This is a genomic window from Microbispora sp. CL1-1, from assembly GCF_012034195.1.
Classification (GTDB): Bacteria; Actinomycetota; Actinomycetes; order Streptosporangiales; family Streptosporangiaceae; genus Microbispora.
In genome coordinates this window covers 1-15610 of record NZ_JAATEK010000052.1, presented here as the reverse complement: position 1 = coordinate 15610, position 15610 = coordinate 1, and the positions used below count along the sequence as shown (strand labels likewise).

Genomic DNA, 15610 nt, shown 5'->3' with positions numbered 1-15610 from the left:
GGCTCACCCCCGGCTCGCCGCCGGGGTGGGGGTCTGGCTGGGCGCGGTCACCGCGGGCTCGAACGCCGTCGCGCCGCTGCCGACTCCGTAGGAGCCCGAACGGCCGGCCAGTTGCTCCCGCAGAGCGTAGACCACCACGACACGGCCCGCGGCGAAATCGACGGTGTCGACGGTGGAGACCGCCGAGGCCACGCCGCCGGTGTCGTGCAGCGCCGCGATGACGCCGCCGTTGGCGGAGGCGGTGACGGTGCCCGCAAGGACCGTGCCGAGAGCGCCGCCGTCGAGGCCGGCCGCGACCGAGACCAGCGCGTTCGTCTGCCGGTCGGCGTCCTCCCCTTCGTACGGCTGGGCCGGCGCGAGCACGATGGCCAGCGTCGCCCGCTGCTCGGGGTTGCCGTTCATGGTGAGGAAGTCGCCCGCCTGGAACGCCTCCAGCACGCCGGTCGCCGCGGGGTTGGCCCGGCCCGCCTGCGTGTGGTCGTTGGTGACGATGGCGCCGGCGAGCATCGTGGCGGCCTTGTCGTACGGCGTGGCACCGTCGGGGAAGGTCGTGCCCGCCGGGGCCAGGTTGGTGGCGAGCCCGTCGATCACGCTCGCCTGCTCCGCGTCGATGAACTTGTCGGTCAGGCTGACCCGGCCGGAGTAGGAGGCGCCCGCGCTCGTGACGAGCTTCTCGATCGGGTCGCGCAGCGCGGCCGACGCGCCGGGGGCCTCGACGAGCACGACGCGCTCTCCCGCGAGCTGGCCGCGCACGAGGTCGGGCAGGTGGGTCGTGACCAGTGAGTCGCCGCCCTCCTCACGCGTCTGCAGCTCCGAGATCTGCGTCAGGTACTTCTCGTTGGCCTGCCGCAGCGACGCGGTCATCTCCTCGGCCGACTTGAAGAACGTGGGCTCCAGCACGGTGCTGCCCAGCACGATGCCGACCGTGAGCGCGAGGAAGATCGCCACGATCGAGACGAGGTGATAACGGAAATCGATCACGAGAAGAGTCCGACCAACCAGAAGATGAAGCCGTTCCAGGCCACGCGCAGGCCGTTCAGCCACACCTGGCCGATCGGCGATACCGAGAGCACCACGCCGATCGTGACCAGCGTGGTGGCGACGAGCAGCAGCAGGGAGGGCGTGGAGATCCGGCTGCGGTAGAGCCTGCTCACGCCCTTGGCGTCCACGAGCTTGCTGCCGACGCGCAGGCGGGTGAGGAACGTGCTCGCCGCCCCCGACCTGCCCTTGTCGAGGAACTCGTCGAGCGTCCAGTGGGTGCCGACCGCGACGATCAGCGTGGCGCCCTTGTCGTCGGCCAGGAGCATGGCGATGTCCTCGCTCGTCCCGGTCGCGGGGAACACGACCGCCTCCTGGCCCAGCTTGCGCACCCGCTCCAGCCCCGGCGCCCGGCCGTCGCGGTAGGCGTGGACGACCAGTTCGGCGCCGCAGCACAGCGCCTTCTCCGAGACGGAGTCGAAGTCGCCCACGATGATGTCGGGCACATACCCGGCGTCGAGAAGCGCGTCCGCCCCGCCGTCCACGCCGATCAGCACCGGGCGGTACTCCCGGATGTACGGCCGGAGCGTGGCGATGTCCTCCTTGTAGTGGTAACCCCGCACCACGATGAGGGCGTGGCGGTTCTCCAGGGAGGTGCGGATGTCGGGCACGCCGACGCCGTCGATCAGAAGGTCGCGCTCGCGCCGGACGTACTCCATCGTGTTGGCGGCGAACGCCTCGATCTGGACGGCGAGGCCCGCGCGGGCCTCGGTCATGGCCGCCTCGACGGTCTCGGCGGTCTGCGCCTGTCCCTTTCCGACGAGTTCCTCGCCGAGGTAGACCATGCCGTCGTGGACGCGGATCACGTCGCCGTCGGCGATCCGTTCGAACAGTTCCGGCGACGCGTTGTCGATCAGGGGAATGCCCGCGTCGATCAGGATCTGAGGCCCGAGGTTGGGGTAACGTCCGCTGATGCTCGCGGCGACGTTGACCACGGCCGCCACACCGCACGCGACGAGAGCCTCCCCGCTGACCCGGTCGATGTCGACGTGATCGATAATCGCGATTTCTCCGGGCTTGAGGCGCTTGGTCAGCCTCTTCGTCCGTCTGTCGATTCTCGCCACTGCCGTCACCCCGGGAAGGCCGTCAGCCTTCCTGCGGCGGAGGCCCGGAACATTCAAGCTCGGGACCTTCATCATGACCATCCTGCCAGAGGCGGCGACCGCCACGCTTCCACACCTTACGGCTCGTCTGAATTGTCACTGCAAGTCAGGGATGTTGCCGAGGTGCGCCGACCAGGGACACCCCAGGTCAACGCCCTGCTTCCGCGACGCCGTCGCCCCCTGTTCCTCCGCCCCCTCGTTTCCGGGGCTTGACTGCTTCCCGGCGCGCCCCGCTCCAAACGTCACCCCCGTGCGCGCCCCGCCGAGTGTACGCGCTGACCAGGCGAACACCGCGAAAGTCAGCAACCCCGGCCCGATGGCGGAACCCTCCGCCATCGGAACCTCGGCCGGCGGAACCCTCGGCCGGCGGAACCCTCGGCCGGCGGAACCCTCGGCCGGCGGAACCCTCGGCCGGCGGCACGAGAGAAGACCGGCACCCGGCGTCTGCAGCCGCAGTGCGCGGCCGTGAACCGGCACGGGCGGGCCCGAGCCCCCCAGCCCGCCGCAGAGCCGCATCCCCGCCCGGGACAGGGCCGAGCGGGACCGAGACGCGGCGGACCCGAGCCCCTCAGCCCGCCGCAGAGCCGCATCCCCGCCCGGGACAAGGCCGAGCGGGCCCGAGACGCGGCGGACCCGAAGCTCTCAGCCGGCGCGGCGGCCCGAGGGCTTGGCCGTTCCCGACGACGCCTTCTCCCAGGCGGCCTTGTCGGCGGCGGCGATGGACAGCAGCTCCGCGGCGTGCGCCCGGCCGAGCTCGGAGTCCTCCAGCCCGGCGAGCATGCGCGACAGCTCCCGCTCGCGTCCCTCCTGGTCGAGCGTCACGACGCCGCTGCGGACGACCCGGCCGTCGCTCGCCTTCTCGACCACGAGGTGCTGGTCGGCGAAGGCCGCGACCTGCGGCAGGTGGGTGACCACGATGACCTGCGCCGTCCTGGCGAGCTTGGCCAGCCGCCTGCCGATCTCCACGGCCGCCTTGCCGCCCACGCCCGCGTCGACCTCGTCGAACACGAACGTCGGAACGGGGTCGGCGCCGGCGAAGACCACTTCGATGGCGAGCATCACCCGGCTCAGCTCACCGCCGGAGGCGCCCTTGGTCAGCGGCAGCGGCGGCGCGCCGGGATGGGAGGCCAGCCGGAGCTCCACCTCGTCCACGCCGTGCGGGCCGAAGCCCTCGGTGGCGGTGATCGCCACGCTCACCCGGGCGTGCGGCATGGCGAGCGCGGTCAGCTCCTCGGTCACCGCCTGGCCGAACCGCTCGGCGGCGGCGGTGCGGATGGCCGTCAGCTCGGCGGCCAGCTCGCCCAGCCGCTCGGTGAGCTCGCCGTGCTCCCGCGTCAGCTCCTCGATGCGCTCGTCGTCGCCATCGAGCTCCGTCAGCCTCTCGGCGGCCCGCTGGGCCCACGCGAGCACGGCCGAGACGTCCTCGCCGTACTTGCGCATGAGCCCGTTCAGCGCCGCCCTGCGCTCCTGCACCGCGGCGAGCCGGGCCGGGTCGGCCTCGACCGACTCGGCGTACGCGGCCAGCTCGGTCGCCACGTCGGAGACCAGATAACCGGCCTCGGCCAGGCGGTCGGCGAGCCCGGCGAGCGCGGGATCGAAGTCGCGTACGGACTCCACGGCCGCCTTCGCGTGACCGAGCAGCGACACGGCGTCCTGCACGTCCTGCGCGCCCGACATCGGATCGCCGAGCAGCGCCGTGTGCGCGGTCGTGGCGGCGGTGCGCAGCGCGTCGGCGTGGGAGAGCCGCTCGGCCTCCTCCTTCAGCTCGGCGTCCTCCCCCGCCCTGGGCTCGACCTTCTCGATCTCCTCCAGGCCGAACCGCAGCACGTCGGCCTCCTGCGCCCGCTCCCTGGCCTTGACGGTCAGCTCGTGGAGCAGCTCCCCCACCTGCTTGTGCCGCTTGTATGCCTGCTCGTAGGCCCGAAGGGGTTTGACCAGCTCGTCGCCGGCGTAGCGGTCGAGCGCCGCGCGCTGCCTGCCGGGCTGGAGCAGCCGCTGCTGGTCCATCTGCCCGTGCACGGCGACGAGGTCGTCGGCGATGTACGTCAACGTGCCCACCGGCACGGCACGGCCACCCAGCCAGGCGCGGGAGCGGCCCTCCGCGGAGACCGACCGGGCGATGATGAGCTGCCCGTCTTCGACCTCGCCGCCGACGTCGGCGACCTGCTGCGCCACGCGGCCCCCGGGCTCGATCACGAGCGTGCCCTCGATCAGCGCCTTGTCGGCGCCCGGCCTGACCCGGGCGGGGTCGGCCCGCCCTCCGAACAGCAGGCCGAGACCGGTGACGACCATCGTCTTGCCGGCCCCGGTCTCACCCGTGACGACGGTGAATCCCGGTGACAGCTCCAGAACGGCTTCGTCGATCACGCCGAGCCCCTGGATGCGGACCTCCTCGACCCGTGGCCGCACTGGTCCCTCCCGTTTTGCCGACCGAACTCGCCAGAGATCCTACGCGTAACTCGTCAAGATTTTCGAGGACAGCGTGACCCGGCCGCGACCCGAACGAGAATCTGTGGATACGAAAGTCCTGCTCATCCGGCATATCACCACCAACTGCCACAACCCGCTGTGGATCGCGGCTTCTCGCGGGGTCTCGGGGGATCTCGGGGGTCAGCCGGAGCGTACGCGGCCTCGCCAGCCCTGCACCGGCAGGCCGAACTTCGCGACCAGGCGGTCGGTGAACGGCGCCCCGGTGGTCTCCACACCGAGCAGGCGGGCCAGCCTCACGGGCACCTCGCCCCTGCGTACCTCCACGCGGGCGCCGGGCGGGATGTCGAAGCGGCGGCGGCCGTCGCACCACAGCACACCGGCACTGGTGTCGGGGAGGATCTCCAGCGCGAGCGTGGACTTCGGCGACACCACCATCGGCCGGGCGAACAGGGCGTGGGCGCTGTTGGGCACCAGGAGCAGCGCCTCCACCTCGGGCCAGACGACGGGCCCACCGGCCGAGAAGGCGTACGCGGTCGACCCGGTGGGGGTCGCGCAGATCACGCCGTCGCACCCCCAGCGCGACAGCGGGCGGCCGTCTATCTCGGCGACGACCTCCAGCATGCGGTCCTTCTTCTCGACCGACGCCTCGTTGAGCGCCCAGGTCCGCGCGAGAACCGACCCGTTCAGGCGCACGACGACGTCGATCGTCATGCGCTCCTCGACCTCGTAGCGGCCCTCGACCACCAGGTCCACCACGGACGCCAGGTCCTCCACCTCGGCCTCGGCGAGGAAGCCCACGTGCCCCAGGTTCACGCCGAGCAGCGGCACCGCGGCCGGGCGGGCCAGCTCGGCGGCGCGCAGCAGCGTGCCGTCACCGCCCAGGACGATGATCAGCTCGGCCCCTTCCAGGGCCGCGTCGTTCTCCGGGACCACCTCGACGTGGGCGCAGCCCAGCTCCTCGGCCTCCTCGTCGAGCACCCGCACGTTGATGCCCGCCTCGATCAGCCGTTCCATGACGAGGCGAGCGCTGCGCACGGCCGCCTCCCGGCCCGTGTGCGCCGTCACCAGGACGGTCCTCTTGGCATCCGCCCGGTCCGCCGCGCCGCCCGTGCTCATCGTGCTCATCGTCTCCACGCCTCGCCGCCCGCTCTCACTGCGGTCCCTCCGCCACCGCCGTGTCGATGGCGGCGTCCACATCGGGAACGGGATCGTGCCCCGGCCCCTTCCCGAGCCACAGAACGTATTCCACGTTTCCCGACGGCCCCGGCAACGGACTCGCCGTCACGCCCTTCACCGTCAGGCCGAGCGATCCCGCCGCCGCCGCGACGTCCCGCACCGCCTGCGCCCGCAGAGCCGGGTCGCGTACGACGCCTCCCGAGCCCACGCGCTCCTTGCCCACCTCGAACTGCGGTTTGACCAGCATCGCGAACTCCGCCACCTCGGCCGCACAGCGCACCAGGGCCGGGAGGACGAGCCGGAGGGAGATGAACGACAGGTCCCCGACGATCAGCGTCGGCGGCTCGCCCACCATCTCCGGGGTCAGGTCGCGGACGTTGACCCGCTCCATCACCGTGACCCGCTCGTCCGTACGCAGCGACCAGGCGAGCTGGCCATACCCCACGTCGACCGCGAGCACATGGGCGGCGCCGTGCCTGAGCAGGACGTCGGTGAAGCCGCCGGTCGAGGCGCCCGCGTCGAGGCACCGGCGTCCCTCGACGCGCAGCCCTTCGAACGCGCTCAGCGCGCCGAGCAGCTTGTGGGCGCCCCTGGACACGTAATCGGGGCCCTCGGCGGTCTCGGCGACCACGATGGGGGCGGCGGTGTCCACCTGGGTGGCCGCCTTGCCCGCCACCCGGCCTCCGACGCTGACCCGGCCCGCCTCGATGAGCTGGACCGCCTGCTCCCTGGACCGGGCGAGCCCGCGGCGTACGAGCTCGCTGTCCAGCCGGACGCGCTTCACCGGGCCCGCCCGGCGGCGTCGTCTCCTGTCGTACGGACCCACGTCCGGCCCACGCCGTCCTGTGCGCTACGGATCCGCGCCCGGCGCGCGGCGGCCACCGCTACCGCCGTGGGGCTCACTGATCGCTCCCCCGGTCGCCGTGTGCTTCGGCCTGCCGCTCGCCGGTGTCCTCCACGGACGCGAGCACCGCCTCGAGGCCGCCGAGGACCTGTTCGAAGACGCCCACGTGCTCGGACACCGGCGCGTGAGCCAACCGTCCGAGAGGCGACAACGCGGCCTGCACGCCGTCGGCGCCCGAGGCGTGATGCTCCCCGGCCGCGATCCCGCTGTCCGTCATGGTCCCTTCCCGCTCCGATCAGCTGCCCCGTCAGGCTTTCCTGTCACGCTTTCCCGTGCACCCCCGGCCCGCGTCCGGGCGTCGGCCCGGCTCGCACCGGACCAAACCCCGGACGTCGCAGGAGGGCGCACGCGGCCACGCCGCGCGGCTCCACCCGTATGAGCCCCTGCGGCACTGGTCGCCTCGACGCTATCGGACGCCACCGACGGTCGTGCGCCGTCCGGCCGTTCCGCAGGGGGCCACAGGGTGCCGCGGGAGGGGCGCGGGCCTTCCCACCACATGATCTCGCCGCACGCGGCCTGCGAACGGCGCGCTCAGCCCCCCTTGATCGTGCAATCTACGGCGCGCGGACCACCGCACTCGCACCGTTGCGTTTCCATGACCCGACGCGGATTTCGCGCAGGCGGTCCGTGGAAAGCTACTGTCGGTAGGTAGAGGGGAATCACATCGCCGACCGATGATCCGTGCGCGGTTCACGAGGAGACCCGGTCCGCGAGACGACACGGTCCGTGAGAAGAAAGGCAGGCGCATGGCGACCGTCGAGGAATGCCGGGCGGCGCTGGACAAGCTCGTCGAGCAGTTCGACGACATAAGCGAGGAGGACCGTGCCAAGCACGTGGTCGAACGCCGGCTGGCCTGCCGGATCTCCGATCTCGGCGTGACCTTCTACGGCCGCATTCACCGGGGCGGGCTCGACGCCTTCAAGGAAGTGCCCCCGGAGGATGGTCGGCCCGCCGAGGTCAAGCTGACGCTCAAGAGCGAGGACCTGGTCTCGATGGTCAACGGCGAGCTGGACATGGGCCGCGCGCTGCTGGGCGGCCGGGTCAAGATCGACGCGAGCCTCGGCGACCTGCTGCGCCTTCGCAAACTCCTCTGACCCGTCCAGTCGGCCGCTCCTCCATTCCGGCCGCTCCCGGCTGGCCGCTTCCGCCACACTGGCAACGCACCCCGGCGCGGACCCGTGCCACGCGCCGGGCTGGGCCATCGCCACACGCGACCCATCGGTCTCACCACGAGCCACGCGGGGGCCTCACGCACGGATCTCGCAACACACCCACCAGGACCCTCACGCCGCATGCCGGGTAAGGGCCCTGGCCCCGCGCGACGCCGGGCCCTCGACCGAGGCGCATGGCATGAGACGTGCTGCCTGAGGCGGGGTGCCTGAGACCGGCGGGCATGAGGCCTAGGAACTCAGGGGGCGTGGGACGGGCTGCCTGAGGCGGCGGGATGCGGGAGGCGACGCCGCCGACGCGTGGTCAGCGGCCGAGTGCAGTCAGGGCGGCCTTCACCGCGCCCTCGTCCGCCTGGCCGTCCCCCACCGCCTCCCAGGTGGCGGCGCACGCCGCACGCAGCCCCTCGACGGGGTCGCCGTCCCCCGTGAGCGCGAGCTCGCCGTCCTGCCACACGGCCGTCCACCCGCCGCAGGTCCAGCCGCCCGAGCCATGCCGTACGGGGACCACGGGCGTGTGCAGACCGGACAGGTCGGCGGCGATGTGGGTGGGACGGTGATGGGGCGCGGCGGTGAGCACATCCAGAGGAGTGGCGACACCGGTCAGCACGAGCAGGCTGTCGACCCCGGCCCGGGTCGCGCCCTCGATGTCGGTGTCGAGCCGGTCGCCGACGATCAGCGGCCTCTCGGCGCGAGTGCGGATCATCGACTCGCGGTGCAACGGCGGCTCGGGCTTGCCCGCGACCACGGGCTCGACGCCGGCCGCGGTGGCGATCACGCGGCTCATCGCACCGTTGCCGGGCTGCTTGCCCCGGCCCGTCGGCATGGTCGTGTCACCGTTGGCCGCGACGAACCACGCTCCCTGACGTACGGCGAGCGCCCCTTCGGAGAGCAGCCCGTAGGACAGGTTGTCGGCGATGCCCTGCACGACGGCGGCGGGCGCGTCCAGGGCGGTGGTCACCGGGCGCAGGCCGTGCTCGCGCAGGGCCATCCGCAGTCCCATGCCGCCCACCACCAGGACGGCGGAGCCGGCCGGGACGTGCTCGGCGATCAGCCGGGCCGCCGCCTGCGCGGAGGTCACCACGTCCTGCGGGGCCGCCGGAATGCCCAGGTTGGTGAGGTGCTGGGCGATCGCCCCCGGCGTGCGGGACGCGTTGTTCGTCACGAACGCGAGCCGCACGCCCCGGTCCTGGGCCTTGACCAGCGCCTCCGGCGCGCCGGGGACCGCCTGTCTGCCGAGGTAGACGACGCCGTCGAGGTCGAGCAGCAACGTGTCGTAGGCGTCCACGAGCACGCCGGTGGTTTCTTGCATGGCGGAAGTATGGCCTACGGTCACGCCTGCCTCGCCCGCAGCGTGGCCCTGACCTGCTTCAGCGCGGACACGTAGTGACGAAGATCGGGGCGCATCGCCACCGCCACCGCGAGGGGCTCCTGAGCCGCCTCGATGTCTCCGCTGCGCCACAGTGACAAGCCGAGACCGAAGTAGGCGTAATCCTCGGCGGGGTTGGCGTCGACGATCCACCGGAAACTGCCGGCGGCCTCGTCGTACCGCTTCGAGTTGAACTGGGCCCGGGCGAGGGCCTCGCGGATGCTGCGCGAATCGGGCTCGGCCCGCACGGCGTGCTCCAGGATCGCCGCCGCGGCGGCCGGGCTGCCCTCTTCGAGCAGCTTCATGCCACGCTTGAACCACTCGTAGACACCGCCGGAAGGCGTACCGCCCGGATCATTGGAAGAAGCAGAGGCCTCGTTTCGTCCTTCGAACATGGGGTAAGCCCTCCTGCACTCCGATTTCACAAGCAACCGGGCACCGCAGCGTCGGGGAGTCCGGGCACTTATGGCAACATGCCCGGTATGGAGAGTTCTGAACGGGCGGGACTGGTGCTACGTCCGTTCCGCGGCGTGCGTTACGCGGTGGACGATCTGGCCGCTGTCACCTCACCGCCGTACGATCTCATCTCCCCTGAAGAGCTGCGAGATTTGCTCAGTCGTCATCCGAACAACGTAGTGCGCCTGATCCTTCCCGGAATCAGCCACTACGGTGAGGCGAGCGAGGCGTTGAGCGAGTGGCTCGCCACTGGAGTGCTGACGGTCGACTCCCTGCCCGGCCTCTACGTGTACGAGCAGAGCGGGGTCGGTTTCCTGCAGCGGGGCCTGATCGGAGGCGTCGGCGTCGGGTCGACCGCGATCCTTCCGCATGAGAACGTCCTGCCGGAGCCCGTCGCCGACCGGCTCGCCCTGATGCGGGCGACACAGGCCAACTTCGAGCCGATCTTCCTGCTGTACGAAGGCGGCGGCACCGCCTCCCGGCTCGTCGACGACGTGGCCGCCCAGCGTTTCCCCCTCATGGACGTCCGGACGCGCGAGGGCGTGCACCACCGGCTCTGGGCGGTGACCGACCCCCACGAGATCGAAGCCGTCGCGGAGGACCTGCACGATCGCCAGGCGCTGATCGCCGACGGTCACCACCGCTACGCCACATATCAGGCGCTGCAGAAGGACCACATCGGGCCCGGGCCCTGGGACTACGGCCTGGCCTACCTGGTCGATTCCACGGCATACCCGCCCGAGCTCCGGGCCATCCACCGGGTCATTCCGGGACTGCCCCTGCAGGAGGCCGCCGCCCGGGCCAAGGGCGCGTGGCAGGTGCAGGAGTTCCCCCTGGTCGAGGACGCCCTCGCGGGGCTCGCCACCGCGACCGGCCCCGCCTTCGTGCTCGCCGGTGACGGACCCGCCCATCTGCTGACAGACCCTGACCCGCTGCAGGTCGAGCACGCCATGCCGGCCGGGCAGTCTCCGCGGTGGCGGATGCTCGACACCTCGGTCCTCACGACGTTCCTCCTGCCGAAGGTGTGGGGGATCACCGACAGCGAACAGTCGGTGATGGTCGTGCACCACGACCCGCTCGACGCGGTGGAGAGGGCGCGCCGGCTCGGCGGGACGGCGGTGCTGCTGAATCCGCTGTCCACGGAGGACGTCCTCACGGTCGCGGCGCAGGGCGAGCGGGTGCCGCGCAAGTCGACTTCGTTCGGACCCAAGCCCCGCACGGGCCTGGTCATGCGGACCTTCGCGACTGACTGACCACCTCGCCGGCGAACTCCGCCGAGACGGCGTCGTCCTGGTGATGGCAGGATGACGCCGCCGGAGAGGCGCCGGAGACATCGCCACTGGGTGCCGCCTGGGACATGGCGGCATCGGGCACACCATGGCCATCACCGGCCTGCCCAACCCGCGCTGCAGGGCCGTCGCCCCAGGGCCCCGCCTCGGGCGTGACCGTATCGGGCGCGTCTGGGGCGGCACCGGCCCTCCCGATCCCGGCCCCGGCATCATCACCGCAGGATGCCGCTTCAGGCATGACAAGATCGGGCGCCTCGGCTACCTCGGCGGCCCGCCCGTTCCGGGTGGCCGCCCTCTCGTCGTCGGCCTGGGGCGTTCTTCTGCATGGCCTGATGCGGGGCGCGGCCGTCTCGACGCGGCGTGCCGTACGGACCTCGATCTCGTAGCGACTGCCGCCGCGCCACCAGCGGCGGCGCAGCGCGCCCTCCACCTCGACCAGATCATCGCGTTGCCAGCCGGCCAGCATGGCCCGCACGCCGTCGTCGATCGTCGCGCACTCGATCGCGTCCGACCGCTGACGCCCCGAGCGGCTTCCCGGTCTGCGGACCGCGAGGCGCCACTGCGTCAGCAGGGCTCCGCCCGGCAGTTCCCTGTGTGCCGGCTCCATGGACAGCCGCCCGGCCAGCACCACCTCGTTGCGGTGCATGTGAACTCCTCTCTACCGTGGAGATCACTATGCGTGACCAGGTTGGGCCGGTGCGGTCCTGAATGCCATTCTGTGAATACCGGTTCTAGTTTCGGGAGTGGCCTGTGGACAACGTGACTCCGCTCGGCGGCGACGTCTACGAGATCGACACGCGGATGGCGGGTTACTCCGGCATCACCGCGGGCTATCTGATCCTCGGCGACCGCCCCTGCCTCGTCGAGACGGGCACCTCGACCTCGGCTCCCGTGGTCAGGGACGCCCTGTCCTCCCTCGGCGTGGGACCGGACGACCTCGCGACCGTCGTTGTCACCCACATCCATCTGGATCACGCCGGCGGCGTGGGCGACATCGCGAACTACTACCCGTCCGCCGAGATCGTCGTACACGAGAAGGGCGCCCGCCATCTCGCCGATCCCTCCCGGCTCATGGCGAGCGCCAAGATGGTCTGGGGCGACAAGCTCGACGTACTGTTCGGCACTCTGGCGCCGACCGACGCGGCCCGCATCAGGGCCCTGGGCGACACCGGGACGATCGATCTGGGCAACGGCCGCACCCTGGCGAGTCACTACTCCCCCGGCCACGCCAAACACCACGTGGGCCTGCTCGACTCGCTCACCGGTGACCTGTACGTGGGGGACGCCGCCGGTGTGTATCTGCCCGAGACCGGGGACCTGCGGCCCGCCACACCGCCGCCGGATTTCGACCTCGACGTCGCCCTCGGCTCGATCGCGCTGTTCACGGCCCTGAAGCCGCAGCGGCTGCTGTTCAGTCATTACGGACCGGTGGAGGACGTGCCCTCGACCCTCGAACGCTCGGCCGAGGAGCTCCGGATCTGGGTGGACCTCACCAGACGGGCCAGGGCCGAGGGGCTCGATCTCGATCACGCCGTCGCCATGGTCCGCGACCGCACGCGGGAGCGGTACGCCGCGCTGCGCGCCGACGAGGCCACCGCCGAGCAGTTCGAGCTGTTGAGCGGCGCGCCGTCGAACGTCGCGGGGATCATGCACTGGCTGGATCGCACCCCGCGCTGACCGTCAGCCCGTAGTCACGGCCCGGCTCTCCCGGAGCGAGCTTCCCCGGAAAGACGAACGGGCGCCGCCAAGGCGGCGCCCGTTCGGAACATCAAGGCTGGCGCTTCGTCCGATCCTCGGGGTCCTCGGCGTCCTCGGAGTCGTCGAGCACGTCGCCGAAGTTCGGCTCTATGAACGCGGGGCCGTAGGACGGCGCGCTCGTGGCGGAAGGCCGCTCGGCCGCCTCGTCAGCGTCGCGCGTCTCCTCGCCGACCGGTGCCGGCATCGCCGCGGGAGCAACAGGAGCCACCGACGCCACCGGTGCCGGTGCCTCGTCGGCCGCGGCCACCTCGGCGACGACCTCGCCCGAGGAGCCGTCGTCCGCCTGTTCGCCGGTCGGCTCGTCCTCGTCGGACTGGTCGTCGTCACGGGAACCGACGGGGAGGTCCTCCTCGTCTTCGTCCTCGTCCTTGACCGCTTCCTGGATTTCCTCGTCGCCGACCTCGTCTTCGTCGTCGGCGAGGTCGTCCGGGATGTCGTCCGGGAGGTCACCGGGCTCTTCGCCGGACTCGTCGTAATCCTCTTCCAGGTCCTCGATCAGGCCGCCGGTCAGCTCGGCATAGCGTTCGGCCGCATCGGTCTCGCCGTCCTCGTCGAACCCCATGGCACGGGCGAACCAGTCGGTCGCCGCCTCTTCGTGTCCCGCGTCGGCCAAGGCGTCCGCGTACGCGAAGGCGAGGCGTGCGGACCACGGCTTCGGCTGGGGATCGCGCAGCTCCGGCACCTTCTGCAGCGTGATCACAGCAGCGTCGTGCTGCCCGAGGTCACGACGGGCCCCGGACTCCACGATCGCCAGCTCGATCCGGCCCGCGCGGTCCAGCCGCTCGGCCTCACGCGACCGGACGAGGTCGAGCGCCCGCTCGGGCCGCCCGAGCCCACGCTCGCAGTCCGCCATGATCGGCAGGTACTCGTCGGAGCCGGTGATCCGCCTGGCCGCCCGCAGGTCGCCCAGCGCCTCGGCGTACTGCCCCGCGTGATAGGCGGCGATCCCGGTGGCCTCGCGCACTACGCCGATCCTGCCCGCGAAGCGGCGCGCCACCTTGGCGTGCTCATACGCCTTCTCCGGATCCTCGGCACTCAGCGCACGGGCGGCCGCCACGAGGTGGCTGGCCACGAGGTCCGCCAGGTCGTTCGGCAGCGAGCGAAGCTCCGCACGCGCCTCCCGGTCCAGCTCGTCCGGCGTGATGTCGGGGTCGAGCGGAGGCATCTCCTCGCGAACCCTCGGCCTGCTCTGCTCGTCCGGCCTGCCGTACCGGGTGCGGCTGCCGCCCCGCTCGTCGCGGCTGAAGGGACGCGCCGCACCTCGGTCGCCGCTGAACGGCCTGGACTCGTCACGGTCCCTGCCGAACGGGCGGGCACCGCGATCGCCGCCGAACTGCCGCCGCGGCCGGTCGCCGGAGCCCGACTCACGCCCACGGAACGTCCGAGGCCCTTCCTCACGGTCGCGGCCCGGACGCCTGTCGTCGCGGTCGCGGAAGGACCCGCCAGGCCGGTCCCCCGGCGTACGGCGCGGCCCGTCCCGGAACGAGTCCCGATCGCGGTAGCGGTCGCCGCCGGTGTCCTGCCGGTCGCCGTAGGGGCGCCTGGGCCTGTCCTCGCCGCCTCTGCTGTCGCGGTCACCGAACGGACGCCGCGGCCGGTCCTGGCCGCCAAAGCCCCGATCGCCGCCTCGATCGCCGTACGGACGCCGGGGACGATCCTGCTGCCCGAACCCACTGCCGCCTCTGTCGTCACGGCCGTAGCCGCGCTCCTGGTCCGTACGCCGCGGCGGACGGCTGCCGAAGCCACCGCGGTCGTCACGGTCGTTCCGGGGCGTGTACGAGCGGCTGTCCCGGCCCTCCCGGTTCTCCCGGCCCTCGCGACCATCGCGGGCGTCGCGTTCCCGGAAGCCGTAGCGCCCGCCGAAACCGCCGCCCTGACGCTGCGGGCGGTCTCCGTACCCGCCGCCGCCTTCCCGCCGCTCCGGGCGGCGCTCGCCGTACGGCCGGCTGCCGCGGTCGTCGGAGCGGAACGGGCGTCCGCCGCGGTCGTCGCGATCCCGGGGGCCCTGTCCGCCCCGGAAGCCGTCGCGGTCACCGTAGGGGCGGCGCGGCCGATCGGTGCGGAAGGAGTCACGGTCCTGGTAGACGCGATCCCCGCGTCCTTCGCCGCCTCCGGCGTCCCTGCGCCCGTCGGAGCCGCGCGGCCGGTCACCACCGCGGTCGAAGCTTCGTCCCCCGTCGCGGTCACGGTATCCGCCGCGATCGTCGGTGCGGCCACCGGCACGGTCCCCGGTGCCGAAGGGACGGCGACCGCGGTCATCCCTGCCGCCATAGCCGCCGCGCCTGTCACGATCCCCGTAGGAGCCGCCCGGCCTGTCGTCACGATCACGCGAACCGAAGCGTCCCCCGGACGCTCCGCCCTGATCGCGGTAGCCGCGCCTGTCGGACTGGAACGGGCGCTCGCCGCGCTCGCCGCGGTCGCTCCGGAAGCCTTCTCGCCGCTCTCCATAACGACCGCCGAAGCCGCCGCTTCCTCCATTACCGCGGTATCCCCCGGAGCGTTCGCCCCGGTTTCTGCTCTCGTCGCGGTTGTCTCCGCCACGGCCCGCGCCGTCGCGCCCGTCTTCTCTGTTCACTTCTGTCCTCTGTTGCTTGCTCACCGCGTCCGGTTCGCCGGCCGCAGGGCTCCGTCTTCCCGCTGTCCTGACTGTTGGGGATCTGCCCCTGCCCGATGAGTTCCAGGGAAGACATGTTGTTTGCGCCGCAGGTCCGCTGCAATCGCGTCCACCGCGGCCTTCGCTTCTCGTCCGATGCGACGAAGGCCACCCGTGGGGTGGCCCGGCACTGCCAGCCTAGCGCGCCATCACCACCGCCCGAGCCTCGACCGGAGCTTTCGTTCCCCGTCGATGCCGGTTACGGCGTGGTGATGACACGACCCCGTAAACACAGAAGGGCCACCCTCTACGGGTGGCCCCTCCATAT

13 protein-coding genes are annotated in these 15610 nt (G+C 72.0%); 3 read left to right on the top strand and 10 right to left on the bottom strand.

The annotated features are described in order from the left end of the window. Nucleotides 1-3 precede the first annotated feature (3 nt). From HCK04_RS35885 to HCK04_RS35860, 6 genes are all read right to left on the bottom strand, one after another. A complete protein-coding gene (locus HCK04_RS35885; protein WP_142651798.1) occupies nt 4-981 on the bottom strand; it encodes a copper transporter in 978 nt (325 codons plus the stop codon). After that, nucleotides 978-2174: a putative cytokinetic ring protein SteA gene (gene steA, locus HCK04_RS35880; protein ID WP_168066539.1), complete on the bottom strand. Its 1197-nt coding sequence runs from the start codon at nt 2172-2174 to the stop codon at nt 978-980. Before steA ends, HCK04_RS35885 begins: the two co-directional genes overlap by 4 nt. A 609-nt stretch (nt 2175-2783) precedes the next feature. Beyond that, a complete protein-coding gene (gene recN / locus HCK04_RS35875) occupies nt 2784-4550 on the bottom strand; it encodes a DNA repair protein RecN (RefSeq protein ID WP_142651797.1) in 1767 nt (588 codons plus the stop codon). A 201-nt stretch (nt 4551-4751) separates the two neighbouring features. Then, nucleotides 4752-5696: an NAD kinase gene (locus HCK04_RS35870; protein WP_142651796.1), complete on the bottom strand. Its 945-nt coding sequence runs from the start codon at nt 5694-5696 to the stop codon at nt 4752-4754. Nucleotides 5697-5721: 25 nt separating this feature from the next. Continuing rightward, on the bottom strand, nt 5722-6531 hold the full coding sequence (locus HCK04_RS35865; RefSeq protein ID WP_142651795.1) for a TlyA family RNA methyltransferase: 810 nt from the start codon (nt 6529-6531) through the stop codon (nt 5722-5724). 115 nt (nt 6532-6646) lie between these two features. Then, nucleotides 6647-6868, bottom strand: coding sequence for a hypothetical protein (locus HCK04_RS35860; protein WP_142651794.1), 222 nt, complete (start codon nt 6866-6868; stop codon nt 6647-6649). 529 nt (nt 6869-7397) lie between these two features. Here HCK04_RS35860 and HCK04_RS35855 point away from each other — a divergent pair. Beyond that, nucleotides 7398-7745 carry an SCP2 sterol-binding domain-containing protein gene (locus tag HCK04_RS35855; protein WP_142651793.1) on the top strand — a complete coding sequence of 116 codons (348 nt, stop codon included), beginning with the start codon at nt 7398-7400 and terminating at the stop codon, nt 7743-7745. A 379-nt stretch (nt 7746-8124) separates the two neighbouring features. On the opposite strand, the gene HCK04_RS35850 is transcribed toward HCK04_RS35855, so the two are convergent. Then, nucleotides 8125-9129: an HAD-IIA family hydrolase gene (locus HCK04_RS35850; RefSeq protein ID WP_142651792.1), complete on the bottom strand. Its 1005-nt coding sequence runs from the start codon at nt 9127-9129 to the stop codon at nt 8125-8127. A gap of 20 nt (nt 9130-9149) precedes the next feature. Continuing rightward, the gene (locus HCK04_RS35845; protein WP_142651791.1) at nt 9150-9581 is read right to left on the bottom strand and encodes a tetratricopeptide repeat protein; all 432 of its coding nucleotides are present in this window, start codon (nt 9579-9581) and stop codon (nt 9150-9152) included. Nucleotides 9582-9668: 87 nt separating this feature from the next. Between HCK04_RS35845 and HCK04_RS35840 the strand changes: the two genes are divergently transcribed. Next, a complete protein-coding gene (locus HCK04_RS35840) occupies nt 9669-10895 on the top strand; it encodes a DUF1015 domain-containing protein (RefSeq protein ID WP_240972141.1) in 1227 nt (408 codons plus the stop codon). On the opposite strand, the gene HCK04_RS35835 is transcribed toward HCK04_RS35840, so the two are convergent. After that, entirely contained in the window at nt 10870-11577 is a 708-nt protein-coding gene (locus tag HCK04_RS35835) for a single-stranded DNA-binding protein (protein WP_142651789.1), read from the bottom strand. The genes HCK04_RS35840 and HCK04_RS35835 overlap by 26 nt on opposite strands. A 104-nt stretch (nt 11578-11681) precedes the next feature. On the opposite strand from HCK04_RS35835, the gene HCK04_RS35830 reads away from it, so the two are divergent. Beyond that, complete coding sequence (locus HCK04_RS35830; protein ID WP_260617527.1) at nt 11682-12608, top strand: MBL fold metallo-hydrolase; 927 nt, start codon at nt 11682-11684, stop codon at nt 12606-12608. Nucleotides 12609-12699: 91 nt separating this feature from the next. Here HCK04_RS35830 and HCK04_RS43125 read toward each other — a convergent pair whose 3' ends face one another. Then, nucleotides 12700-15264, bottom strand: coding sequence for a hypothetical protein (locus HCK04_RS43125; RefSeq protein ID WP_240972140.1), 2565 nt, complete (start codon nt 15262-15264; stop codon nt 12700-12702). Nucleotides 15265-15610: the final 346 nt, after the last annotated feature.